At 66.5% G+C, this 24,885-nt stretch carries 22 protein-coding genes; 5 read left to right on the top strand and 17 right to left on the bottom strand.

What is annotated here, in order from left to right; genetic code table 11:
• Positions 1-18 precede the first annotated feature (18 nt).
• From H289_RS0119825 to H289_RS0119805, 5 genes are all read right to left on the bottom strand, one after another.
• Entirely contained in the window at positions 19-780 is a 762-nt protein-coding gene (locus H289_RS0119825; protein WP_029105478.1) for a MerR family transcriptional regulator, read from the bottom strand.
• A gap of 77 nt (positions 781-857) precedes the next feature.
• A complete protein-coding gene (locus tag H289_RS0119820) occupies positions 858-2,201 on the bottom strand; it encodes a cytochrome P450 (RefSeq protein WP_020102561.1) in 1,344 nt (447 codons plus the stop codon).
• A gap of 43 nt (positions 2,202-2,244) precedes the next feature.
• Positions 2,245-2,439: a ferredoxin gene (locus H289_RS0119815; RefSeq protein WP_029105477.1), complete on the bottom strand. Its 195-nt coding sequence runs from the start codon at positions 2,437-2,439 to the stop codon at positions 2,245-2,247.
• Between the two features lie 12 nt (positions 2,440-2,451).
• On the bottom strand, positions 2,452-3,312 hold the full coding sequence (locus H289_RS0119810; RefSeq protein WP_020102559.1) for a mycofactocin-coupled SDR family oxidoreductase: 861 nt from the start codon (positions 3,310-3,312) through the stop codon (positions 2,452-2,454).
• Between the two features lie 26 nt (positions 3,313-3,338).
• Positions 3,339-4,040, bottom strand: coding sequence for an SDR family NAD(P)-dependent oxidoreductase (locus H289_RS0119805; protein ID WP_020102558.1), 702 nt, complete (start codon positions 4,038-4,040; stop codon positions 3,339-3,341).
• Between the two features lie 246 nt (positions 4,041-4,286).
• Between H289_RS0119805 and H289_RS0119800 the strand changes: the two genes are divergently transcribed.
• Entirely contained in the window at positions 4,287-5,492 is a 1,206-nt protein-coding gene (locus H289_RS0119800; RefSeq protein ID WP_020102557.1) for a CaiB/BaiF CoA transferase family protein, read from the top strand.
• 202 nt (positions 5,493-5,694) lie between these two features.
• Here the strand turns inward: H289_RS0119800 and H289_RS0119795 are convergent, their stop codons facing one another.
• A complete protein-coding gene (locus H289_RS0119795) occupies positions 5,695-6,981 on the bottom strand; it encodes a cytochrome P450 (RefSeq protein WP_020102556.1) in 1,287 nt (428 codons plus the stop codon).
• Between the two features lie 145 nt (positions 6,982-7,126).
• On the opposite strand from H289_RS0119795, the gene H289_RS0119790 reads away from it, so the two are divergent.
• Both H289_RS0119790 and H289_RS0119785 read left to right on the top strand, forming a co-directional pair.
• Positions 7,127-7,717, top strand: coding sequence for a TetR/AcrR family transcriptional regulator (locus tag H289_RS0119790; protein WP_020102555.1), 591 nt, complete (start codon positions 7,127-7,129; stop codon positions 7,715-7,717).
• 85 nt (positions 7,718-7,802) lie between these two features.
• Positions 7,803-8,993 carry an amidohydrolase family protein gene (locus H289_RS0119785; RefSeq protein WP_020102554.1) on the top strand — a complete coding sequence of 397 codons (1,191 nt, stop codon included), beginning with the start codon at positions 7,803-7,805 and terminating at the stop codon, positions 8,991-8,993.
• A gap of 80 nt (positions 8,994-9,073) precedes the next feature.
• On the opposite strand, the gene H289_RS0119780 is transcribed toward H289_RS0119785, so the two are convergent.
• Genes H289_RS0119780 through H289_RS0119730 form a run of 11 tightly spaced genes read right to left on the bottom strand, consistent with a single transcriptional unit; the run spans position 9,074 to position 22,434 of the window.
• The gene (locus H289_RS0119780) at positions 9,074-10,492 is read right to left on the bottom strand and encodes an aldehyde dehydrogenase family protein (RefSeq protein ID WP_020102553.1); all 1,419 of its coding nucleotides are present in this window, start codon (positions 10,490-10,492) and stop codon (positions 9,074-9,076) included.
• A 10-nt stretch (positions 10,493-10,502) separates the two neighbouring features.
• Positions 10,503-12,215, bottom strand: a complete 1,713-nt coding sequence (locus H289_RS0119775) for a thiamine pyrophosphate-binding protein (protein WP_020102552.1) — start codon at positions 12,213-12,215, stop codon at positions 10,503-10,505.
• A 12-nt stretch (positions 12,216-12,227) separates the two neighbouring features.
• Positions 12,228-13,175, bottom strand: a complete 948-nt coding sequence (locus H289_RS0119770) for an acyl-CoA dehydrogenase family protein (RefSeq protein ID WP_020102551.1) — start codon at positions 13,173-13,175, stop codon at positions 12,228-12,230.
• Positions 13,172-14,329: an acyl-CoA dehydrogenase family protein gene (locus H289_RS0119765; RefSeq protein ID WP_020102550.1), complete on the bottom strand. Its 1,158-nt coding sequence runs from the start codon at positions 14,327-14,329 to the stop codon at positions 13,172-13,174. Before H289_RS0119765 ends, H289_RS0119770 begins: the two co-directional genes overlap by 4 nt.
• Positions 14,326-15,216, bottom strand: a complete 891-nt coding sequence (locus tag H289_RS0119760) for an acyl-CoA dehydrogenase family protein (protein ID WP_020102549.1) — start codon at positions 15,214-15,216, stop codon at positions 14,326-14,328. Before H289_RS0119760 ends, H289_RS0119765 begins: the two co-directional genes overlap by 4 nt.
• Positions 15,213-16,361: an acyl-CoA dehydrogenase family protein gene (locus H289_RS0119755; protein ID WP_020102548.1), complete on the bottom strand. Its 1,149-nt coding sequence runs from the start codon at positions 16,359-16,361 to the stop codon at positions 15,213-15,215. Before H289_RS0119755 ends, H289_RS0119760 begins: the two co-directional genes overlap by 4 nt.
• A gap of 2 nt (positions 16,362-16,363) precedes the next feature.
• Positions 16,364-17,494, bottom strand: a complete 1,131-nt coding sequence (locus H289_RS0119750) for a CaiB/BaiF CoA transferase family protein (protein WP_036420921.1) — start codon at positions 17,492-17,494, stop codon at positions 16,364-16,366.
• On the bottom strand, positions 17,487-18,398 hold the full coding sequence (locus H289_RS0119745; protein ID WP_020102546.1) for an SDR family NAD(P)-dependent oxidoreductase: 912 nt from the start codon (positions 18,396-18,398) through the stop codon (positions 17,487-17,489). The genes H289_RS0119750 and H289_RS0119745 overlap by 8 nt, the downstream gene beginning before the upstream one ends.
• Positions 18,399-20,246 (bottom strand): flavin-containing monooxygenase, encoded by a 1,848-nt coding sequence (locus H289_RS0119740; protein ID WP_020102545.1) that lies wholly within the window; start codon positions 20,244-20,246, stop codon positions 18,399-18,401.
• On the bottom strand, positions 20,243-21,583 hold the full coding sequence (locus H289_RS0119735; RefSeq protein ID WP_020102544.1) for an aromatic ring-hydroxylating oxygenase subunit alpha: 1,341 nt from the start codon (positions 21,581-21,583) through the stop codon (positions 20,243-20,245). Before H289_RS0119735 ends, H289_RS0119740 begins: the two co-directional genes overlap by 4 nt.
• Positions 21,583-22,434, bottom strand: coding sequence for an SDR family NAD(P)-dependent oxidoreductase (locus tag H289_RS0119730; protein ID WP_020102543.1), 852 nt, complete (start codon positions 22,432-22,434; stop codon positions 21,583-21,585). Before H289_RS0119730 ends, H289_RS0119735 begins: the two co-directional genes overlap by 1 nt.
• 138 nt (positions 22,435-22,572) lie before the next feature.
• Between H289_RS0119730 and H289_RS0119725 the strand changes: the two genes are divergently transcribed.
• Together H289_RS0119725 and H289_RS0119720 are read left to right on the top strand one after the other, a co-directional pair.
• Positions 22,573-24,156 carry an SMP-30/gluconolactonase/LRE family protein gene (locus tag H289_RS0119725; protein ID WP_020102542.1) on the top strand — a complete coding sequence of 528 codons (1,584 nt, stop codon included), beginning with the start codon at positions 22,573-22,575 and terminating at the stop codon, positions 24,154-24,156.
• Positions 24,153-24,884: a GntR family transcriptional regulator gene (locus tag H289_RS0119720; RefSeq protein WP_020102541.1), complete on the top strand. Its 732-nt coding sequence runs from the start codon at positions 24,153-24,155 to the stop codon at positions 24,882-24,884. The genes H289_RS0119725 and H289_RS0119720 overlap by 4 nt, the downstream gene beginning before the upstream one ends.
• Position 24,885 lies beyond the last annotated feature (1 nt).

Raw genomic sequence — 24,885 nt, 5'->3', positions numbered from 1 at the left:
CGGCGCGGGCCGAACCGGTCAGTTGCCGGTTCGGTCCGCGTTCGCGTGGATGGCCGCGCGGCAGTAGGCCGCAAGGCCTGGGAGCCCGAATGATTCGTCGTAGGTCGCGACGTACCGCGGGTCGCTGACATACATGTCGCCCAGATTGCGGTGGAAGGCCGGCGGGCAGTCGTAGAACCACCGGTTCACGTGGCGCCGGTGCTGCTCGGCCGCATCCATCGCCTCGACCGAGTCGGGCGGGAGCCCGGCGCGAAAAGCATCGGACAACGCCTTCTCGACGGCCTCGCCCTCGGCCTTGATCTGTACCCAGTCCTCTTTGCCGTAGGACTTCGCCCGGCGCTGCGATTCCTTCCACTCCGGCGTTTCGCCCCACTTCTCCTCGGCTTCCGCCTGATAGTCGTCGAACCCGTCCCCGAAGAGCTCGCGCATGTCGTCGTCCGTCATGGGGGTGTTCGTCATCGCCTTCTCCAATGCCTGATCGATGGCCTCGACGAGTGCTTTCATCTCGTCGAGTTGGGTCATGACGCGTTCGCGCTGCCGAATCAGGTGGCTGACCTCGTCGCCCTCATCCAGCAGGCTCGCGATCTCCTCGAGAGGGAATTCGAGCCTGCGGTAGACGATGATCTGCGACAAGCGCGTCAGATCGGTCGGCGTGTACACCCGGTACCCCGAGGCGCCGCGCCGGCTCGGGGTCAACAACCCGATTTCGTCATAGTGGTGGAGCGTCCGGACCGTGATGCCGAAGCGCTGCGCGACTTCGCCCACGGTGAGTCCGTCCACCGGCATCTCCTGCGTCACATCGATCAGGTTGGTGCCTCACGTCGCGTGAGGGTCAAGTCCAAACCTAGACGACGGGCCTAGATGACGGCCGCTTCCTTGCGCTCGGTGATGGGGCGGGCCAGCTCCTGCTCGTTACAGATGTGCTGCAACTTCTCCAGCGTCTCGTCCAGGCCGGGGCCCAGGCGCTTGCCCGGGGTGAAGTGCGCCGGCAGATTTCGCATGCCCTGGATGACGCCGATGCTGTCGTAGTGCACCGTGCCCTCGGGGTCGCACACGTAGTCGGGCATCCGGTCCAGGACCGCCGTCAGCATTGACTTGAACACCGTGCGGGCCACGTTGGATCCGACGCAGCGGTGCACGCCGATGCCGAAGCTGAAGTGCCGGTTGCCTTTCCGGTCCATGATCAGCTCGTTGGGCTTTTCGAACACCGCGGGGTCGCGGTTCGCCATCGCCCACGACAGCCACAGCCGCTCGTACCGCTTGAACCGATGACCTTCGACCTCGACGTCGTCGGAGAACGTGCGGCCGTCGCCGGGGGCGGGGGTGAAGAAGCGGAGGAACTCCTCGGTGGCGGGATTGAGCAGAGTGGCCCGGTCGCGGCTGAGTCGTGCCCGCTCGTCGGGGTGTTCCCCGAGCCATTCCAGGGCATGGGCGGTGAGCGCGGTCGTGGTGTCGAAGCCGCCGCCGATGATGAGCCCCAGATTGCCCAGGATTTCCAGGTCGGGCGCCGGTTCGCCGTCGATCCGCAACTGCAGCATCGCATTCACCAGCCCGGGCCGCGGATGCTGCCGGATCTCCATCATGTTGTTGATGATGTCGATGCCCATCGCGCGGTGCTGTTCGTTGATCTTCTCGCGTTCGGGCGCGTGCTCGGGGGTGTACACCGACGCGTGGGTGGGCTCGCTGTAGACGTTCCACTTCTTCAGCTCGATGCCCATCATCGCCAGTGTGAACACGGCGGGCACCACGTTGGCGAGATGCTCGACGAAGTCGATGCGGCCCGACTCGATGTGTTCATCCAATGCGGCGCGGGTGATCTCGTCGACGAACGGCTCCCAGCGCTTGATCGCGGCGGGGGAGAGATAGGGGTTCAGCGCACCGCGGTAGGTGCTGTGTTCGGGCTCGTCCATCTCGAGGATGCCGCCCCGGACGGCGCTGGCGCGGCTCGCCTTCGGAATGGTGATGCCCTGGAACGGCGTATCTCCGCTGACGTCGTGGTGGTTGGACACGGCGGGGCAGCGCGCCAACTCGAAGACATGCTTGCTGTCGGCGGCGACCCAGTGACCGTTGTAGGTGTCCGTCCAGGCCACCGGGCACTGTGCCTGCATCTCCTCGGTGATCTGCTCGAACTGCAGCCGGTATTCCGGGGTGTGCCTGTCGAAGTGGAAGGTGTCCTTCTTGCGCTCGTCTTGGACGCTCAAAGTTCCTGTCTCCCTGCTGGTCTCATGTGCGGTCTGGCTTCCGCTACTCTTCGATCGTGATGGCCTGTTCGGGGCAGGACTGCGCAGCCTCGCGGACCGCGTCTTCGAGCCCCGGCGCCACGACGTCGTGAACCGGTGACGACGTACCGTCGATGTCGTTGAGTACGAACGCATCCGGCGCGATCATCGCGCACAACGTGTGTCCCTGGCAGCGCTGCCCGTCAACCCAAACCTTCACTGTCACTCCCGATCAGACGTGGTAGTCGTACCACTTGAGGTAGCCGCCGGCGTCGACTCGCAACTGGGTGCCGGTGATGTAGCGAGCCTCGTCCGAGACCAGCCACAGGATGGCGTTGCTGATGTCCTCGGGTTCGACGAAGTTGACCTTCATGGCCTGCTGGACACCGAAGACCGGCTCGGCGTCCTCGCGCGTCGGATTCGGCAGGTCCGGTCGGAACGACTTGTACATCGGCGGGCTCTGCAACATCGCGGTGTTGACGTTGGTCGGGTGCACCACGTTGAGACGGATACCGCGTGGCGACAGCTCGGTGGCGAGATCGTGTGCGTATTGGGACAGAAGGCGTTTCGACGTCATGTAGGCGAAGCCGCCGATGTCGTTGCCGGGGTCCATCTTCAGATGGGTGTCCATCAGAGCGGCCGTGGAGCCGGTGGCGACGATCGCGGCGCCCTCCCGCAGATGGGGCAGACACACCTGGATGGCGTTGATGGTGCCGATCAGGTTGGTGTTGATGGTGTCGATCCAGGCCTGCAGCGGGATATCGCTTTTCATGCCCGCGACGCCCGCCTGCGCGAGGACGATGTCGACCTTGCCGAACTCGGACAGGCCGGCCTCGAGCGCCGTCCGCAGCTGCGTCACCTCGCGGACGTCGGCATGGGCGGTGACGATGCGCTGACCGGTCTTCTCCACGAGGTTCCTGGTCTCGTCGAGATCCTCGGGCGTGGCCATCGGGTATCCGATGGACTCGATGTCTTCACACAGGTCGACGGCGATGATGTCGGCGCCCTCTTCGGCCAGCCGGACTGCGTGGCTGCGGCCCTGGCCGCGTGCCGCGCCGGTGATGAAGGCGACCTTGCCCGCTACCCGTCCCACTGAAGTCATTGAAAAGCTCTCCCTTGCTAGGTGTTTCGTCCGCCGTTGACGCCAAGGATCTGCCCGGTGATGTAACCGGCTTCTTCTGAGATCAAGAACGCACATGCGGCCGCGATGTCCTCGGGGCGGCCGATGCGCCGCACCGGTGTCGCGTCGATGCTCTGCTGGACCCTGAGGTATCCGCGCTCCTCGGACTTGCGCAGCATGGGAGTGTCGATGAAACCGGGCGGGACCGCGTTCACCGTGATGCCCGCGGGCCCGTACTCCAGCGCAAGCGATTTCGTCAGTCCGTTGACGGCCGACTTGGCGGCGACGTACGGCGACATGTACGGCTGCCCGGAGTGGGTGCTCGACGACGAGATGTTGACGATGCGACCCCAGCCCGCGTCCAGCATGTCCGGCAGCACCGCCTGGATGCAGTGGAAGACACCGTTGAGGTTGACGTCGATGACGCGCTGCCAGTCCGCGAATTCGAGGTCGGTGAACCGCTTGAACTTCTCGAGCCCGGCGGAATTGACCAGCACGGTGATCGGCCCGAGCTTCGCGCGGATGCCGTCGAGCGCGGCATCGACCTGAGTGCGGTCGGTGACATCGGCCGTGAAGCCGAAGTCGTCGTCGTCCGACGGGTTGAGATCAAGGGTCGCGACGTTCAGGCCATCGGCCCGCAGGCGTGCCACGATGGCGCGACCGATGCCGGACCCACCTCCGGTAACGACGGCATTCTTCACGACTGGCTACCGATGTAGATCACCTTGAGAAATCTCCCTTCCGATTTTGAGAACGATACTCTCCGCGTTTGGCATCCCGCAATAGAACCGCCGATAGGGGAGTCGACCTGCGCGGACTGTCCGGTCCGCCGCCGCGGGTCGCCAGGCGGCGGTCGGCCTGGATGTCGGATACCCATCGGAAAAGACGTGCTGTGCGAGTAGGATTACCGAAATTGAAGAATGAGCTTTCCCAACAGAGGAGGTCGGATGGGGCCCTTGGATGGTGTCCGAGTCCTGGAGGTCGCGATGTACGGCTTCGTGCCGTCCGGTGGCGCGGTGCTCGGCGAGTGGGGTGCCGACGTGATCAAGGTCGAGCATGCCGTGACGGGCGACCCGCAGCGCGGCCTGCGCCAGACCGGCGTGTTGCGCGTCGAGGGCGACCCCAATCCCAACATCGAGCACGCCAACCGCGGTAAGCGGAGCATCGGGCTCGACATGTCGGTTCCCGAGGGGCGCGAGGTCCTGCTGGAACTGGCGCGGCGCGCCGATGTCTTCCTGACGAGTTTCCTGCCCGGTCATCGCCGGAAGTTCGGCATCGACGTCGACGACATCCGGGCCGTCAACCCGGCGATCATCTACGCGCGCGGTAGCGCGCTCGGCCCGCGCGGGGCGGAGTCCGAAAAGGGCGGCTACGACATGACGGCATTCTGGTGCCGGGCCGGTACTGCCGCGACGATCACGCCGCCGGGTACGCCCGGCATGATCGGGCCGCCGGGACCGGCCTACGGCGACACCATTTCCGGGACCAACCTGGCCGGCGGCATAGCCGCCGCTCTGTTCAAGCGCGAGCGCACCGGTGAGCCGTCGATCGTCGACGTCTCGCTGCTGGGCAGCGGACTGTGGTCGATGGGCCACACCATCGCATTGACGTCCCACCTCGGCCAGTTGATGCAGGCGCCGCCCCCGGGCGTGCACGGTTCGCCCATCAATCCTCTTGTGGGCCTTTATGAAACGGCTGACGGGCACATCATCTCGCTGGTCATGATGCAGCCGACGAAGTTCTGGGCCGACGTGTGCCGGCACATGGAACTGGATCAGTACATCGACGATCCGCGCTTCGCGACGGCGCAGGTCATCGCGTCCAACACCACGGCGGCCGTGGAGATTCTGAGCAAGGCGATGGCGACCAAGACGCTGGCGGAGTGGCGAGAGCGATTCGCCACCCTCTCCGGCCCGTGGGCCCCGGTCCAGGACACGCTGCAGGCTGCCGACGACGCGCAGGTCCGGGCGAACGACTACCTGGTGCAGGCGGGCGAGCTCGAATTGGTCGCCAACCCAGTGCAATTCGACGTGGCCCCGCCGCAGACCGGCCCGGCGCCGGGCTTCGCCGAGCAGACCGAGGAGATCCTGCTGGAACTCGGGTTGGACTGGGACCGGATCATCGAGCTCAAGTCGGCCGGGGCGGTCACCTAGGCCCGCACCGGTCCTCTTGTGGCACTTGCGAATTGGAGACGTCAACTTTCCTTGGCCGTTAGGGAAAGTTGACGTCTCCAGATCGAACATGCCACTGGCAGGCGGTGGGCGGCGGCCACCCCGACGGTGCGCACAGATCGCCTTCCGGCCGCATTTCTTGATCTGTACGCACATTCGCGGTGTCGCCGCCGTCGCCGCAGGCTCAGGCCCTGGCGGCCAATGGGGTGAAGTTGATGTGCAGATCGGTGACGCCGCGCAGGACGAACGTCGGCTCGTAGTTGTAGTGCCGGTCGCCGTCGGCGCCGTGCGCGGTCTCGTCGAGCTGGATGTCACCCAGGCGGTCCAGGATCCGCTCCAGTGACACCCGGCCTTCGACGCGGGCCAGTGGGGCACCAGGGCACGAGTGCACGCCGCGGCTGAAGGCCAGGTGTTCGCGAACGTTCTTGCGGTCCAACTGGAATTCGTGCGGCTGCTCGAACCGGCGCGGATCACGGTTGACCGCGCCCGGGCTGATCATGACGATGGTGCCGGCCGGGGCGTCCATGTCGCCGACCTTCGTAGACTTGCGCGCCAACCGGTGCAATGTCTTGACCGGGCTTTCCATGCGCAGGCATTCCTCGACGAAGTTCGGAATCCGGCTGCGATCCTCGCGCAGCCGCTGCTGCAACTCGGGTTGCTCGCCGAGGAAGCGCATCGCGGCGGTGAGCAGCTTGGCCGTCGTCTCCTGTCCGGCGCCGAAGAGGAACGTCGCGGTCTTGACGACGTCGCTGATCTCCGGAGTGGATCCGTCTTCGTACTTCGCCGTGGCAAGGGAGGTCAGCACGTCGTCGCGCGGATGGCTGCGCCGGTCTTCGAGGTACTGACCGACCTTCTCGTCGGCCCATTCCAGCGGGTTCGACGCCAGCGGTTCGTGGTCGAGCGCGCCGACACGACTGCCGGGGCGCTCGGCGCCGAACGCCTCACGGAACTCCTCGTGGTCCTCTTCGGGGACGCCGAGGAGATCGGCGACGACGAGCAGCGAGAATGGCCGCGCATAGGCGGCCAGAAACTCGCACTTGCCGTCTGCGATGAACTCGTCGATGTGGCGGTCGGCGAGCCGCCACATGAAGTCCTCGTTCTCCTTGAGGCGCTTGGGCGTCAGGAGCCGGGACAGCAGCGAGCGGGCGCGCGTGTGCTCCGGCGGATCCATGGTGATCATGTGCTCGAACATCGGGATGGCGGTGCGATGCTCGGCGAGCTGGGCGCAGATGTCGTCGCCTTCGGGCGTGAACGGCAGCGGGGTGAACGGCCCGGTCACCGCCACGCATGCGGAGAACGAGTCGGCGTCCTTGTAGACCGCGTTGGCCTCTTCCCAGCCGGTGACGGCCACGACACCGTAGTGGTTCTCCCGCGTCACCGGACACTTGCTGCGCAGGTGATCGAAGTACGGGTGCGGGTCGGCTACGAGTGACTGGTCGGTGTAGTAGTCGACCTCGTCGAAGTTCGTCATGTGTGGGCTGGCCTCCAGGCATCGATTTGCAACCAAAGTGCTGGGCACTTGCTTAGCATCTGGATTGTGGCGTGGTCAAGGTCACACGGCGGGATGTGGACAATTACGATCGGCGCGGCAGCGATCGAGAACGGACTGTGACGGCATGGCATCGGAACGAAGGATCGGCGGACCCGAGGCGAAGAACCGCGGGGCCCTACTGGATGCCGCCGAGGCGCTGATGCTCGACGAGGGCTACGCCGCGGTGACCTCCCGCCGGGTCGCCGAAAGAGCCGGTCTCAAGCCGCAACTCGTCCACTACTACTTCCGCACCATGGACGACCTGTTCCTGGCCGCCTTCCGGCGCCGGACCGAGCAGGGGCTGGCGGCCCAGTCGATGATCCTGTTGGCGCCGAACCCGTTGCGGGCGCTGTGGACCTTCCTCATCGAGAACCGCGATACCGCGCTCATCATGGAATATGCCGCACTGGCCAACCATCGCAAGGAACTCGGGTCCGAGATCGCCGGCGCCGCACAGCAATTCCTCGAAGGGCAGGCGGAGTTGGTCGGCTCGGTCCTCGCGCAACACGGCGTCGATGCCGATGAGCTGCCGCCGATCGTCGCGATCTCCTTGATCGTGGGGATGTCACAGCTTCTGACGATGGAGGCCGCGCTCGGGGTCTCCGTCGGCCACGACGAGATTCTCGCCTACTTCGACCGGTACCTGCGCAAGCTCGATCCGGCCGCCGACAACTAGGCCTCCGACCAGTAACCACGGTGAAGTGATTGCGTGTTCGCGCCATATGAGAATAAGATTCTCATGAATCGCGAAGGAGAATTTCATGGGACAACTGTCGCATCGGGTCGATATTCCGTTTCCGCTGTTCGACGCGGACAACCATCTCTACGAGCCGCCCGAGGCACTGACCAAGTACCTGCCCAAGGAGTACAAGGACGTCGTCCAGTACGTCGAGGTCAACGGCCGCACCAAGATCGCGATCCGAGGCCAGATCAGCAACTACATCCCGAACCCCACGTTCTCCGTGGTGGCCCGGCCCGGTGCCTGGGAGGAGTACTTCAAGTACGGCAACCCCGAGGGCAAGACCCGGCGCGAGCTCTTCGGTGAGCCGATGAAGGCCATCCCGGCGTTCTTCGAGCCCGCTCCGCGGCTCGAGCTCATGGACCAACTGGGCCTCGATCGCACACTGATGTTCCCGACGCTTGCCAGCTTGATCGAAGAGCGGCTGCGTGACGACCCGGTCGCCATCCACGTCCTCATCCACTCGCTCAACCAGTGGCTCGACGAAGTGTGGGGGTTCAACTACAAGAACCGGATCTTCACCACGCCGGTGATCACCCTCCCCATCGTGGAGGAGGCCATCGAGGAGCTGGAGTGGTGCGTCAAGCGTGGTGCGCGCGCCATCCTGATCCGGCCGGCGCCGGTGCCCGGTTTCCGTGGTCCCCGGTCGTTCGCGCTGCCCGAGTTCGATCCGTTCTGGCAGAAGTGCGTCGAGTACGACGTCTTCATCGGGATGCACTCCTCCGACAGCGGCTACTCCCGCTACACGTCCGAGTGGGACGGCGCGGCACAGGAGATGCTGCCGTTCCAGACCAACGCAATGGCCATCCTCAACGAATGGCGCCCGATCCAGGATGCGGTGGCTTCGTGGGTGATCCACGGCGCGCTGTTCCGCCACCCGAAGCTGAAGGTCGGCATCGTCGAGGCGGGGTCGAAATGGATGTTCCCGTTGCTCGATCAGATGGCCGAGGTCTATAAGAAGGCCCCGGAGTCCTTCCTCGGAAATCCCATGGAGGAGATCAAGAACCGCATTCACGTCAGCCCCTTCTACGAGGAGGGCATCGACGACCTGATCAACCTGGTCGGTGTCGACCAGGTGCTCTACGGATCCGACTGGCCGCACCCCGAGGGTCTGGCCGAGCCGACGCACTACGTGACCGCGCTGCAGCACCTGCCGGTCGACGATCAGGCAAAGATCATGGGCGGCAATCTCGCCCGGCTCGTCACGGTGTAACTCCGGGCGAACTGCGCAACTCGAGACGAAGAAGGGGCCGCCGGCGATATTGCCGGCGGCCCCTTCTTCGGATCGGAATGTCAGCCGTGGCCGAGGACGCTCTTGGTCTCCACGTACTCGTGGAAACCCGCCTCGCCCCACTCGCGGCCGTTGCCGCTGTGCTTGTAGCCGCCGAACGGCGCGTTCATGTCGAAGGCATGGTTGATCGAAATCCAGCCGGCCCGGATTCTGCGGGCCACCGCACGGGCGGCGTCGATGTCGGCGCCCGAAACATAGCCGGCCAGGCCGTATTCGGTGTCGTTGGCGATGTCGACGGCGTCATCGATATCGTCGTATCCGAGCATGCACAGCACCGGTCCGAAGATCTCCTCGCGGGCAATGGTCATGTCGTTCGTGACATCGGCGAATACCGTTGGGCGGACGTAGAATCCGCGGTCCACGCCATCAGGACGTCCCTCGCCACCGGCGACCAGCTTGGCGCCGCCGGCGACCCCCTTGGCGATGAGGCCCTGGATGCGCTCGAACTGGGCGCGCGAGGCGACCGGCCCGATGGCTCTCGGGTTGTCGACGTCGGCGACCTGCACACTGTCGATGGTCTCCGCGGCGATCGAAATGGCTTCGGCCATCCGGGAGTTCGGCACCAACATGCGTGACGGCGCATTGCAGCTCTGGCCCGAGTTCGGCATCATCGCCGAAACGCCGGCCGCGACGCTGGTGGCGAAGGCGTCGTCGTCCAGCACGATGTTCGGGCTCTTACCGCCGAGCTCCTGGCTGACCCGCTTGACGGTCGGCGCCGCGGACCTTGCGACCTCGATTCCGGCCCGGGTCGAGCCGGTGAAGGACACCATGTCGATGCCGGGATGGCTCGAAATGGCCGCTCCCACACCGGCTCCGTCGCCGTAGACCAGGTTGTACACGCCGGCGGGCACTCCCGCGGCGTCGATGACCTCGGTGAAGATCTGCGCCGAGAACGGGGCGACCTCCGACGGCTTGAGGACCACGGTGCAGCCGGTCGCCAACGCGGGGAACACCTTGACGGCGATCTGGTTGAGCGGCCAGTTCCATGGCGTGATGAGGCCGCAGACACCGATCGGTTCGCTCGTCACCAGCGTCTTGCCGAGCTGACGCGAGAACTCGAAATTCTTGAGCACCTCGATGGCGGTCATCAGATGTCCGATGCCGAGCTGCACCTGCGCACCTGCGGCCAGTGCCGGCGGGGCACCGATCTCCTCGCTCACGGCCGCGGCGAGATCGCCTTGGCGCCTGAGATATTCGGCGCTGATCGCCTGCAGCAGGTCGAGGCGTTCTTCGCGGCTGGTCTGCGACCACGACCCGAACGCACGACGTGCGGCCGCGACCGCCTTGTCCACGTCTGCCGCCGAACCCAGGGCAATGCGGCCCGCAACCTCTTCGGTGGCGGGGTTCTCGACGTCCAGTGGCGACAGCCCGACCGGGTCGACCCACTGTCCGTCGATATAGAACTGCAGATACTCGCGCATTGCCTCTCCTTTACTGTGTGCCCTCGGCGTACCAGGTGCGGAATCGGTCGTACTTGGGCATCTCCTCAGAGTTTGCCTTCGGGTCTATGCACACATGCACCACTCCGACCTTGCCGCTGGCGTAGGCACGCGCAATGGCCGGGCCGATCTCGTCTTCTTTCTCAACGTACTCGCCGTGGCAGCCGAAGCCCTCGGCGATCTTGTCCATCCGGACGTCCTTGCTCCAGTGCACTCCGGGTTGCGGCGACGGCTGTGCGAAGGTCCGCTTGTAGACGCCGACCTCCAGGCCCCACTGATGGTCGACACCAACTACACATACCAGTGGAAGGCCCTCGCGCGCAGCGGTTTCCAACTCCGCGATGTGGAACAGGAACGCCGAGTCGCTCGTCAGTAGCATGACCGGCCGTTGGCGGCCCTCGGCGATCGAGGCGCCGACCGCGTAGGGGAGACCGGTGCCCAGGTGGCCGAAGTTCTGATTCCAGATGACGTCGCGCGGCTTGGACTGGGAATAGGTCCACTGGAAGATCACGGTCGCGCCACCGTCGCGCACCAGGATGCCGTCATCGAGCTCGTTGAACGCCTTGGTCGCCTCGACGACATAACGTGCAGAGTGGATGGGCGCCCGTCCGGTCGGCGCGCGCTCGGCGAGCCCCGCGAGTTCGGCGGCGTCGGACGCGATCAGGGCCTCGAGGTTGGCCGACGGTTCCCGCGGGGTGTCGCGCAGGGCCTCGACGAGCTGCGGGACGACTCCGCGCAGGTCGCCGACCAGCGCCACGTCGAACGAGCGATTGACGCCGATGGCCGTCGGATCCTGTTCGATGTAAACCCATTTGCGATCGGCGTTGCCCGCCGCCCAGTGCTGGGTCCGGCCGTAGTGCATGGGTTCACCGAGTTCGGTGCCCAGCGCGACGCACAGATCGGATTCCTCGACGGCCTGGTTCGCGGCCGGCGAGAACAGGTACGGGAACGTCCGGTCCTGCAGGCCGGGGATGAAGGACGTGCCGCCGGAGGTTTGGATGACGGGGCAGTTCATCAGCTCGGCGAGTTCCTTGACCTCCCGCTGGGTGCGCGAGGTGTGCACGCCGTGACCGACCAGCAGGATCGGGCTCGCGGCCTCCCGGATGAGCTTCGCGGCGTCGGCGACCTCACGCGCGCCCGCGCCCTGGTTGACAAGGCGGTAGGACGCGGGGCTCGGTGCGTCTGCCACCTCGAGTTCGTCGAGGATGACATGCGATGGGAACTCGACGTAGGCCGGTCCCGGGGTGCCCGACATCGCCCGGCGGATTGCCTCGTGGATGATCTCGTCGGTCTGATCGGCGTATTCGATGGAGCTGCTGTACTTCACCGACGGCGCGAAAAGTCCTTCTTGCTGGACGAATTGGATCCGTCCGCGGCGCACCCGGCGTTCGGTGATGCGGGCACGCTGGCCGCCCAGGAAGATGACCGGCGAGTTCTCGACCAGTGCACACATCATCGCGCCCGCGATGTTCGCGACGCCCGGACCGAGTGTGCCGATGCACAGACCCGGTTTCCCCGTCATCCGCGAGGCGGCCTCGGCCATGAAGCCGGCGCTCAATTCGTGGTGTGGCGCCACGACGGACCAGCCGCGGGCCTCGGCTTCGGTGAACATGTGCACGAAGTTCGGGTCCGGGATGCCGAACAACGTGTTGACGCCCTCGGCCTCGAACAGGTCGAGAATCCTCTTGTAGACCGGTACACCCATCTCAAAACTCCTTTATCGGTAGCGCTTGGCCAGTTGTCTGCGATGTGCCGCAGGGGAGCCGAACAATGAACGGTTGAGCGCAGCGCGTTTGAGGTAGACGTGGATGCCGCTTTCCCACGTGTAGCCGATGCCGCCGTGGAGCTGCATGGCCTTGCCCGCGACATCGACGGCCGCACTGCAGGCGTACGCCTTGGCCATCGACGGGACGGAATCCGCCCGGCCCTGCACCACGGATTCGACTGCCGCGCTGACGAGTTGGCGCGCCACCTCGACCTGGACGAGCATGTCCGCGCAGGCATGTTTGACGGCCTGGAACGAGCCGATCGGCCGGCCGAATTGATGGCGTACCTTGGCGTAGTCCACCGTCGCGGCGAGCATCGCTTCGGCGATACCGAGGCTGTCGGCGGCAACCGCCACGGCCGCGCGGTCCCGCAGGCGCCCGACCGGGTCTGCAGAAGCGTCCGCGTAGCGCAAGGTTTCGGCGCGCCGGCCGTCAGTGGTTACGTTCGCCAGCCGACGCGTCTCATCGAGCACGGGTCGGGGCACAGCACGTGAGTCGGCGATGCAGACGCCACTGTCGGTGACGCGCAGGATGCGGTCGGCGCCGTCAGCATCGGGTACGAAGTCGCACGAATCGATCGCCACGGCGAGTCGGATGCTGCCGGCAGCCACGCCGGTCAACAGCTCGTCGCGAAGCGCGCTGGGCGCCAGCATGTTCAGCGCGCCGACGGTCAGCACCGCGCTGCCGAGGTAGGCGGTGGCACTGGCCGCCCGGCCCATCTCCGCGCAGATGACGGCGACTTCGGCGAACGTCGCGCCAGCGCCGCCGAACTCCTCCGGTACCTCCAGCTCCGCCCAGCCGGCCTCGACGACGGCCGGCCACTCGACGTCGCGGCCTTTGGCCAGCAGCTCGCCGGCCACCGACCGCAGTTCGTCATGGAATTCGGTGAATTCGGTCACGGCGCACTCAGTTCCCGCGGCAGCCCGAGGCCCCGTTCGCCGATGATGGTGCGCTGAATCTCGCTTGCCCCGCCGGGAATGGTCCACTCCCACGAGCCGATGAAGTCCAGCAGCCACGAACCCGATTCCCAGCCGCTCGACATCGGTTTCGCCAGGTCGGTGTGGGCGTCGAGGCCGCCGGCCTCGACGCCGAAATCGGTGAGGCGTTGCAGCAGTTCACTGTAGAAGAGTTTGACGATCGACGCGCCGGCCGGTCCCACGGTTCCTTCTTCTGCGTTCTCCACCAGCCGGCGGCACAGACCACGCAGCCCGGTGATCTCGATCTCGAACTGGGCGAGCCGGTCGGCGATCACCGGATCCTCGGCGGCGCAGGACTCGACGAGGCGGCGAAAGCCGTTGTGGAACAGGCGCTCCGACAGCTCCAGCATCGTCAGACCACGCTCTGCGCCCAGCGTCGACTGGGCCACCTGCCAGCCGGCGTTCTCCGGGCCGACGAGATTGGCCGCCGGAATGACCACGTCGGTCAGGAAGATTTCGCAGAAGTGCGAGTCGCCCATCGCGTTGCGGATCGGCCGGACGTCCACGCCCGGGCTGCGCATGTCGAGCAGGAAGTACGAGATGCCCTTGCGTTTCGGGGCATTGGGATCGGTGCGGGCCAACAGCAGGCACCAGTCGGCATGCGCGCCGCCACTGGCCCACAGCTTCTGGCCGTTGACGACGTACGAGTCGCCGGATCGGCGGGCCGAGGTCCGAAGGCTCGCCAGATCGGAGCCTGCCTCGGGCTCGGAGAATCCCTGCACCCAGATTTCGCCGTCGAGAATCGCCGGAAGATGGCGCCGCCGTTGCGCTTCGGTGCCCGCCGCCAGCAAGGTGGCCGCGGCGTGGTGGATGCCGACGAACGCCAGCACCAGCCGCGGTGCGTCGTGCGCGGCCAGCTCCTGGTACAGCACGATCTGGTCGGCGACGCTCATGCCGCCGCCCCACTCGCGGGGCCAGTGCGGGACAGCGAAGCCCGCGGCATGCAGCTCGGCGAACCACGCCTTCTGGAACCTGACGAATTCGGCTTCTGTGACGCCGGTCTGGGTCCGCCGCCAGTCCCGGGGGACATACTCGTCGCACCAACGGCGGACATGGTCGCGGAAGTCGGCGGTCATGACATCCTCCGCGTCAGTTCCGCTTTCGTCGCAGACAGTCCGAGCGGCAGGCGGCGCAGCGGTTGGCTGTAGCGCGACAGCCACGACAGGGTGGTCTCGTCACAGAAGCCGACGGCGCCGTGCAGCTGATGGCAGACCCGGAACACGACATCGGCGGCTTCGATGGCCGACATCCGAAGCGCCAGGGCGTCATTCAGTGCTTCTGACCGGCAAGTCCCGACGCTCCACAGTGCGTGCTTGGCGAGGATGTCCAGTCCACTGCGTTCCACCTCGGCTTCGGTCAGCTGGAACTGCACACCCTGGAATGACGACAGGGGCGCACCGAACTGCTTGCGCATCGTGACATGCGCGATGGTCAGCTCCAGCGCGCGGTCGAGCATGCCCAGCAGGGTCCAGCACGGCAGCATCAAGGCGAGCGCCACATCTGCCGCGCCGCGGTCGTCGACAGCCGACAGCTCGAGGGGAGCCACGAACGCCGGTGCGGCCGGTCCGTGTCCGGCCACCTCGCTGCGGATGCCGGCGACGGTGACGGCCGCCCACCGGCCGTCGAGTCCGGCGACCGGGGCGGCGGGGTTGACGTCGGCCACCACCGACAAGCCGCCGACCTCGAGATCGTCGGGCCGGGAGAGGGTTTCGGCCACCGGATAGGGCAGCGCCCAGTACCCGGCGCTGCGGCAGAGCGCGGCCGCGGCTTCGAGTTCGTCGGCGTCGGATCGCGGGCTCAGGTCCCAGGTGCCCAGCTCGCGGAGCACGCCGTCGGCGAGCTCGGCACGGGTATCCGGCTTGGCCTCCGCCTGCTGCACGAGCGCGTCGCCGCCGGCCGCTTCGAAGGCCCGAAGTGCCTGTCGGCCGAACTCTTTGGCCTGTTCGCCGAGATCGAGGATCATCGTGCCGCCAACAGGGCGCGCGACAGCAGGATTCGCTGCATCTCGATGCTGCCGGACGACACCGTCGACGCCTGCGAATAGCGCCAGTGGTCGGCCACTTCGGCCTGAAACCAGCGCGTGTACGGGGTGTCGTCGGTAACCTCTGCGGCCAGATCGGTCAGCACCTCGGCACTGTCCTGATCCAGCCGGGTGACGGCGATGCGGTAGGCCGCCGCATCGGCAGGCTGCACCTGTCCGTCGGCCTGCAGCGCCACCACCCGGTAGGCCATCAGGCGGGCCCGCCGGCAGTGCGTCACCATGCGCACCCACCGGCTGCGCAACTCGTCGGGTAGTGACCGCCAGCGGTCGCCGAGAGCCGTCGGCGCCGCGGCGAGCAACCGTTCACAGCGCGCATAGCGGGCGATGCCGACCCGCTCGAACGACATCACATCCTGCACGATCGACCAGCCCTCATCCACCGTGCCGAGCACATCGGCCCGGCTGACACGCAGCTCGTCGATGAACACCTCATTGAGATGGTGGGGGCCGAGCATGGTGCGGATGGGCCGCACCTGGATGGACGGATCATCCATCGGCACAAGGAAAATCGTGAGCCCCCGCTGCTTCTTCTCCTGCCGGGACGTCCGGGCCAGCAGGAAGCACCACTGTGCCATGGTGGCGTAGGAGGTCCAGATCTTCTGACCCGTGATCCGCCAGCCGTCGCCGTCGGGACGTGCCGTGGTGCGCAGCGATGCGAGGTCGGATCCGGCTTCGGGCTCGGAGAAACCCTGGCACCAGATCACTTCGCCGCGCGCGATCAGTGGCAGGTGCTGCTGCCGTTGCTGTTGGGTGCCGTGGCGCATGATGATCGGCCCGACCCAGTTGACGCCCATGTACTGTGCCCCGCGCGGTTCGTGGTGCGCCCACATCTCCTCGCGCACCACGGTCTGTTCCCACACCGAGGCACCGCGGCCGCCGAACTCCTCCGGCCAGGCCAGGCACAGCAGGTCGTGCTCGGCGAGGGTGCGGCAGAACCGCTGTGCCACTGCGAGATCCGCCGGATCGTCGGTGAAGGCGCCCAGGAAGTCGTCCGGCACATGCTCTTTCACGAGGTCGCGGAGCTGCTGGCGCAACGCCGTGGCGTCGGCGCCCATCTCGAAGTTCATACTCACAGTTCGCTCAACACCTCATCGGTGTCGGCGCCCAACAACGGTGCCGGACCTGCGACCCGGCCGGGCGTGCGGGAGAACCACGTCGGCACACCCGGAAAGCGCACCGGGCCGTGCGGCGTGTCCACCGTTTCGAACAGGCCCACGGCATTGAGGTGGGGGTCGTCGAACAGGGCGTCGGGGGTGTTCAGCGGTGCGGCCGGAATCTCCAACGTACGGAACAGCGCCAGCCATTCGTCGGTGGTCCGTTCCTTCATGGTCTCGGCCACCAGCCCGTAGACGATGTCGATGTTGCGGGCGCGTTGTTCCAGCGTGGCGTAATGGTCGCCGGCCCATGGCGGTTGCACGGCATCGATGAATGCCTTCCAATGCCGGTCGTTGTAGATCAGCGCGGCGATCTCACCGTCGCTCGTGCGATAGGGGCGGCGGTTGGGTGCCACGGTGCGCGGGTAGACGGCAGGACCCAGGGGAGGGTCGAACATGGCGCCGTTGGCATGTTCGACCAGCATGAAGGAGGCCATGGTCTCGAACATCGCGACCTCGACCTCCTGTCCCTCCCCGGTGCGCTCCCGGTGGAACAGCGCCATGGTGGTGGCGTAGAGCGCGGTCAACCCGGCGATCTTGTCCGCCATGATCGTGCCGACGTAGTCGGCCTGTCCGGTGAGCTGTGCCTGGACGGCAGGCAGCCCGCATTCGGCCTGAATGGTGTCGTCGTATGCGGGACGGTCGCGGTTCGGTCCGCGGCGTCCATAGCCGTAGCAGTTGGTGTAGACGATGTGGGGATTGAGCGCGGCCACATCCTCGTAGCCGAAACCCAGCCGGGCGATCGCTTTGGCCCGCATCGAATGGATGAAAACGTCGGCCGTCTCGCACAGGGCCCGCAGCGCCGTTTTGCCGGCGTCGGTACGCAGATCCAGCACCACGCTGCGCTTGCCGCGGTTGACGTTGACGAACACCCCGCTCATGCCGGGGGCCGGCCCCACCGAGATGAACCGGGTGTCATCCCCTTGCGGCGGTTCGATTTTGACGACGTCGGCGCCCATGTCGGCCATGATCTGCGTGCAGTAGGGCCCCATGACCATGGCGGTGAGGTCGACGACGCGTACTCCTGCCAGCGGCCCGCTAGCCATGAGCGGCCATCGCGAAGCTGTAGCGGATGTGATCGCCGTGTCCGTCGGGGACGACGGGGAAGTTGACCGGATCACCGGCATCGCGGATCGCGGTCGACTGCGCGGCCACGTCCTCGATGGTCCACGACGGCCGGTACACCCCGGGTGTTTCGGTGACCACGACACGCGCCACCCGGCCGGCCAACGCGACGAAGATTTCGCCGGTGACCGAACAGGATTCGTGGGCCAGCCAGCCGACGACAGGTGCGACGAGGTCGGGTGACATCGGCGGATAGGCCGAGGTGTCGATGCCCTCGGCCATGCGGGTGACAGCCGCCGGGACCACGACGTTGCAGGTGACTCCCGCCGAAGCACCTTCGAGGGCAACGACATTCGACAGCCCGATGACGCCGGCTTTTGCCGCTGCATAGTTCGCCACCTGGTGGTTGCCGTATAGCCCGCCGATCGACGACGTCAGTACGACGCGGCCGTAGCCCGCGTCGCACATCACCGGAAATGCCGCTCGCACGACATGAAAGGCGCCGCGTAGGTGCACATCGAGGACCGCGTCGAAATCGTCGGACGTCATCTCCCGCAGCGGAGCCCGCCGGACGTTGCCGGCGTTGTGGATCAGGACGTCGACCCGTCCGTAGTGCCCCAGCGCGGTGTCGATGATTGCCTGACCGCCGTCCGGGGTGGACACCGACTCGGTGCAGCCGACGGCCTGGCCACCGGCTGCGACGATCTCCTGTACGACGTCATGGGCCGGGCCTGCGTCGACCCCGGTGCCGGACAGGGCACCGCCGGAATCATTGATCACCACACGCGCGCCGCGAGATGCCAGTAACCGGGCGTATGCGCGCCCGAGTCCCCGGCCCGCACCGGTGACGATCGCGACGCGACCCTCGAATCTCGAGTCGGGCATCTAGTCTCCCAACTCCAGGCCGTCGAGGTCGCCGGCGTCGCGCCAGGCCTTCAGCAGGTCGTCGAAGGCGTAGAAGCCGGGCGTGTACACCTCGCCCAGGAAGGATCGGGTGGCGGCGCCGAACCCGCGGCCCTCGTTGTTGTAATAGCCAGGCGTGCAACTGTTGTCGAAGGCCGAGTTGTCAAAGGCGAGTTCGCGGATGGTGGCCACCCACGCGTCCTGGCCGGCCTGGCTGGGCTCCACGGTCGCGGCGCCGCGCTTGATGGCCTCGGCGATGATGTAGGCGATGTGCTCGGCCTGCTGCTCGAACATGGCGGTGGTGTTGGCCGACACACCGCCCTGGATGAAGCCGGTGTGGAACTGGTTGGGAAAGCCGCGGCTCGTCATCCCATGGAGCGTCTGGTAGCTGTCACGCCAGTGGTCGAACAGCGACACGCCGCCGCGGCCCTCGATCGTCTCCATCGCGTAGCGGCGGCTGATCTCGGTGGAGATCTCGAAGCCACTGGCGAAGATCACGCAATCCACCTCGTACTCAACGCCATTGGCGACGATTCCGGCCGGGGTGAGTCGCTCCACGCCCTGCGACGCCGAGACGTCGACCAGCGTGACGTTGGCCCGATTGAAACTCGGCAGGTACTCGTCGCTGGACGTCGGCCGCTTGCACATGAATCGGTAGTACGGCTTGAGCGCCTCCGCGGTGCCGGGGTCGTCCACGACGTCGGCGATGCGGCGGCGCAGCCGCTCCATGATCTTGTAGTCCTCTTCCTCGCGCATCGCCATGATCTGTTCGACGCCGAGGGCGGTAGGGTCGGGGCTCGCCGCGATGCGGGCCGTGAGATTGCGGCCCAGCTCGGTCCAGAAATCGCAGACCTGGTCCGGCGCATCGAACACCACGCCTTCGAAGGGTGACCACCGGTGGAAGTTCCGCTTGCGTTCGGTCTGCCAGCCGGGCTGTAGCGACTGCGCCCACGCCGGATCGGTGGGTTGATTGCCGCGGAAGTCCACCGATGAGGGCGTGCGCTGAAAGACATAGAGGTGCCGGGCATCCCGGGCGAGGTGCGGGACCAGCTGCACTCCCGTCGCGCCCGTGCCGACCAGGGCGACGCGCTTGTCGGCGAGCTTGTCGAGCCCACCGCTCGCGTCTCCGCCGGTGTACTGGTAATCCCAACGCGCGGAATGAAAGACGTGCCCTCGAAAGTCTTTGATCCCAGGGATGCCCGGCAGTTTCGGCCGGTTGTACGAGCCCTGCGTCATGACCACGAAACGGGCCCGGATGTCGTCGCCACGATTGGTCGACAGCCGCCACCGCTTGATGTCCTCATCCCAGCGCACGGTGCGCACCTGGGTTGAGAAGAGGGCACCGTCGTAGAGCCCGAAGTGCTTGCCGATGTGCTGGCAGTGCGCGAGGATTTCGGCGCCGTCGGCGAACTTCTTCGACGGCATGAAGCCCAGTTCTTCGAGCAGCGGGATGTAGCAGTAGGCGTCGTTGTCGCACTGGATTCCGGGGAAGCGGTTCCAGTACCACACGCCGCCGAAGTCGCCGCCGGCCTCGATGACGTGGATGTCCTCGACGCCGGCTTTGGTCAGGTAGGCGCCCGCCAGCAGTCCGGCGATCCCGCCGCCCAGGATCGCCACCTCGAGGTCCGCATCGATCGCGGCGCGCGGCGCGACCGGCGTGTGCGGATCCACGTCCGCGAAATCCGCGAAATCGTCTTTGACTTCCAGGTATTGAGCCGAGCCCTCCGGCCGCACGCGCTTCGCGCGCTCGTGCGCGTACTTCTCGCGCATCGCGTCGATGTCGACGTCGTCGGGCGTCTGCGTGGGTCCGCAGGTGTCGAACAACGTCATCGCAGCTCCTGTGGTTCGCCGGTACCCATGTACTTCGACAGCTGGTGGTGCAGGTTCACGGTGCTGCGCTCTCGGTAGGGATTGGGTTTGGTGCCCGGAAAGCCGGCGGATTTCATGCCCTGCTGCACCGCGGCCATGTTCGAGAAGTCCTGCGGCAGCACCGACAGCCAGTTCGGGCTGTCCTTCGGGGTGTACTCCCACTGGGTCTGCGGCTCTTGCCCTTTCGGGTACAGCTCGAACACCGCGACCTCGAAGATGCACTTGTTCGGGTCATAGCTCGGGTCCGGCCGCGCGGTGTAGCACAGCGCGCTGGTCAGGCCCTGACCGATCTGGAAATTCGGGAAGATCTGCCATGCGGTGCCGCTCTGGCCCAGGACGTCGGCGGGGATGGTCGGCCAGATGACGCCGCGCGCCGCGTCGTCGCGCCGCGCCGAGGACAGCCAGTGCTCGAGCACCTTGTCGGCAGGCGTGTCCTCCGGCAATTCGTCAACCAGACGTTTTGCGGCCTCCACCAGCGTCTGCGTGGTGGTCGCATTGGTCTCTTCCATGGTGTAGACCTGCATTTCGGCGGTTGAGACGCGGGGGTCGCCGATGCCCAGCCGGATCTTGGACTTGGTCTCGTCCATGCCCTTGGGGGCGTCGTAGCCGATGTTGCTGTGCCGGCCCTGCGCTTTGGCCCAGCCCTTGAACTCGCCGAACCGGTTGAATTCCGGATGAGTGGTGAACACGTGGTAGGTCTCGTTGAAGGCCTCCATCGCGACTTTCCAATTGCAGTCGAAGTTCAGCCATTTGCGCCACTTGTAGCGCATGTTGTCCAGCCGGAACGGGTCGAGGATCTTCGCGGCGGGAAAGAGGTAGTCCGCCAACGGTTCACAGTCGCTGTCCATGTTGATGAACAGCCAGCCGCCCCACGTGTCGACGCGCACTGGCGCCAGGTGCGTGTTCTCCGGGGTCAGCGCCCCCTGCCAGTCATCCTGTTCGCGAATGTGGGTACAGGCGCCGTCGAGCCCGTAGGTCCAGCCGTGGAATCCGCACACGAAGCTCTTGTGGCTGCGCCCGCAGGCGTTCTTCGCGCCGCCGGGGGTGTCGATCAGCCTGCGTCCGCGGTGCATACAGACGTTGTGGTGGGCGGCGAACTCGTCGGGTCCGGTGCGCACCACGATGATCGAGTCGTCGAGGATGTCGTAGGTCAGGTAGCTGCCGACCTCCGGCAGCTCCTCGACGCGTCCCACCTGCTGCCAGACCTTGCGCCACAGCCGATCCCGTTCGGCACGCGCGTACTCGGGGCTGACATAGGCTTCGACGCCGATCGTGGTCGGCTGTGACAGTTCCTCCATCACATCTCCTTGATCGTCGCGCGGAAGGTCTCGTCTTTGAGGAACAGCGAGGTGTGGTCCGCGCCGAGGTGACTCCACTTGAGGTTCAGGCCGCCGTCGACCAGCAGGGTCTGTCCCGTGATGTAACTCGACAGGTCCGACAGCAGGAAAAGGATTGCGCCCGCCTGTTCTTCGGGTGTGCCGCGGCGTCCCATGGCAATGGCCGCGCGATCGCGTTCCGGGTCGTCATCGACGTAGGTGGCCGAGGCGACGGTCTGCGTGACGCCGGGAGCGACGGCGTTGACGCGGATGCCGTCGGCCGCGAGCTCGACGGCCATGGTCCGGGTCATCGCGACGATGGCGGCCTTGGCTGTGCCGTAGGCGATGTGAAACGGCGCGGTGTTCATGCCGCTGACCGAGGACACGGAGACAATCGACCCGGGACGGCGTGCCGCGCGTAGTTCCCGGCTGACTGCCTGGCTCATGAAGAACGCCGTCTCCAGGTTGCGGCTGAAGAGCTCCCGCCAATCGGCGCGGCTCACCCGCGTCGAGGGCATCCAGGTGTCGGGATCGGCGCCGCCGGCGACGTTCACGAGGCCGTGCAGCGCACCGGCGGTGCGTCGTACCGCGTCGATGATCGCCGCGATGCCGTCGTCGGTCGACGCGTCCGCGGCGACGGGGACGACGGCGAGGCCTGCGGTGGCCAGCGGGGCGACGTGCGCGTCGAGGTTCTCCCGTGAGCGACTGACGGCGACGACCGTGGCTCCGGCTTCCGCGGCCATCCGGGTCACGGCGGTGCCGATGCCTCCGCCGCCGGCGCCGGAGACGACGACCACGCGGCCGTCCAACCTCAGGAGTTCTGTGGCCGACATGCTAATTGTCCGGACAACATAGCGTGTTCTGCATATTGGAGAACACTATTCCGCAGCGAGAATCGGCTAGTCAAGAGGTTCGGCGGGAACGAATCGCCCTATTGTCTGGACTACTGTCGCTTGATACCGTCGCCCGGCATGAGCCGCTACATCGCGACCGAACCGAGCGTTGCGCAGGGCTGGCGTCTGGAGCGGGTGACCGCGTCGAGTCGGCTGTTCGGCGCGAACGGACTACGCACCGGTCCAGACGGACGCATCTATGTCGCGCAGGTGACAGGCAGCCAGATCAGCGCGCTCGATCCGGTTACCGGAGCGCTGGAGACGGTGGCCGCCAAGGGTGGCGACATCATCGCGCCCGACGACGTCGCGTTCGACGGGGCCGGGAACCTGTACGCCACCGAGGTGATGGACGGTCGTGTGAGCGTGCTCGACACGGCCGGCCGGACCCGCGTGCTGCGGGACGACCTGCCCAGTGCCAACGGCATCACCGTGCATCAGGATCGTTTGTTCGTCAACGAATGCCGTGACGGCGGACGGCTGCTGGAACTCGACCGCGCCGGGGGAGTGTCGCGAATCCTGCTGGACGACCTGCCGTCACCGAACGCGATGGAAGTCGGTCCCGACGGCATGCTGTACTTCCCGCTGCTGAGCGCCAATGAGATCTGGCGGATCGATCCGGATGGTGGTGAGCCGCAGCGGGTTGCGGCGGGCCTCGGGGTGCCCGACGCCGTCAAGTTCGACGCCGACGGCTTCCTCGTCTCCACTCAGGTGGCGACCGGCCAGGTACTCCGCATCGATCCGCGCAGCGGTGAGCAGCAGGTGCTGGCGCAGTTGTCGCCGGGCTTGGACAACCTGACGTTTGTCGGAAAGCGTTTGTTCGCATCGAATTTCACCGGTGAGATCACTGAGATCCTCGCTGACGGCTCGACTCGGGCTCTGCTGCCGGGTGGGTTGAATTGGCCGCTGGATCTCGCGGTAGCCGCCGACGGGCGGCTGTATGTCGCCGATGGCACGTACTTCTACGCCGTCGGCGCCGATGGCACGTTGAACACGGTGGGGATGCTGTTCTCGCCGGGCTATCCCGGGTTCATGAGGGGACTGGCGCCGGGTGGCGCCGGGGAGTTCGTGGTCACGACCTCTGGCGGTCAGGTCAGCAGGTATGCGCCCGACCGCGCCGAAACCGAGGTCCTGGCAGAGGGATTCGACCAGCTCTACGGCGTTGCGGTCGATGGCGCCACCGTCGTCGTCGCCGAACTCGGCACCGGGCGGGTGCTGGCGCTGCGCAACGGCTCGGTGGAGGTGCTGGCTACCGGGCTGCTCGACCCGGTGGGTGTGGCGTTCGCGCCCGACGGCGGCGTGCTGGTCGCGGAGTCCGCGGCGGGCCGGGTGCTGAAGCTGGGCGGCTTGTCCCTCGACGTCGTGGCCGACGGACTCAGTGCTCCGCAGGGCATCGCTGTCGCCGGAGGTCTCCTGTACCTCGTCGACGCGGGCGCCAAGGAAGTGCTCGTGATCGACCTGAACGACCTGTCGCGCAACACCATTGCCACGAATTTGCCCATCGGTGCGCCACCCGGTGTCGAGCCGAAACCGCTCAAGGGGTTGCCACCGTTCTCCGGGCCACAGGGCCCGTTCGCGGGCATCGCCGTCGGGCCCGACGGCACGCTCTACGTTTCGGCAGACGGCGATGGCAGCGTGCTGGCCCTGTCTCGGGAGCCCTCATGACCGCCGCCACCACCGAACACCGCTATCTTCAGGTGGCCCGCACCCTGCGGAAGGAGATCGTCGACGGGATCTATCCCGTGGGCTCGCAGCTGCCGACCGAACACGAACTCTGTGAGCGATTCGCGGTGTCCCGCTACACCGTTCGGGAAGCACTGCGGCGACTCCGCGATGACAACCTGGTCGAGTCGAAGCCGCGCGCCGGAACGTTGGTGGTGCCCAGGTCGGTGGCGAACACCTACGCACAGGACGTGATGTCGATCGACGATCTGCTGGCCTTCGCCGAAGGCGCCCAGTTCGAGATCGTGTCCACCACCATGGTCACCATCGACCCCGGCCTCGAGAACAGGACCGGGCTGGTCGCGGGTTCCCAGTGGTTGGCGGTGGACGGCTTTCGCCGTGGTGATGATGCGCCCATCTGCCGGACGGAGTACTACATCAACCGGGAGTTCGCGGCCGTGGGCCGGTTACTGCACCGGCACTCGGGACCGATATTCCCGCTGATCGAGGATCTGTTCGGGGTGAGTATCGCCGAAGTGCACCAGGAGATTTCGGCGGTGGTCGTGACGCCGGAGCTGGCGGCGCAGCTCAAGGTGGAGGCCGGGACCGCGGCGCTGCAGATGCGGCGTACCTACCGGACGTCGGACGGCGACGTCGCCCAGGTCACCGTCAACACGCATCCCGCGGCGCGGTACCGGCATTCGATGACGATGCGGCGGGTCAAGAGCTGAG

The sequence above is a fragment of the Mycobacterium sp. 360MFTsu5.1 genome, assembly GCF_000383495.1.
GTDB lineage: Bacteria > Actinomycetota > Actinomycetes > Mycobacteriales > Mycobacteriaceae > Mycobacterium > Mycobacterium mucogenicum_B.
Note: the sequence above shows the minus strand (reverse complement) of the source record. Positions and strands in the feature narration are given on the sequence as shown.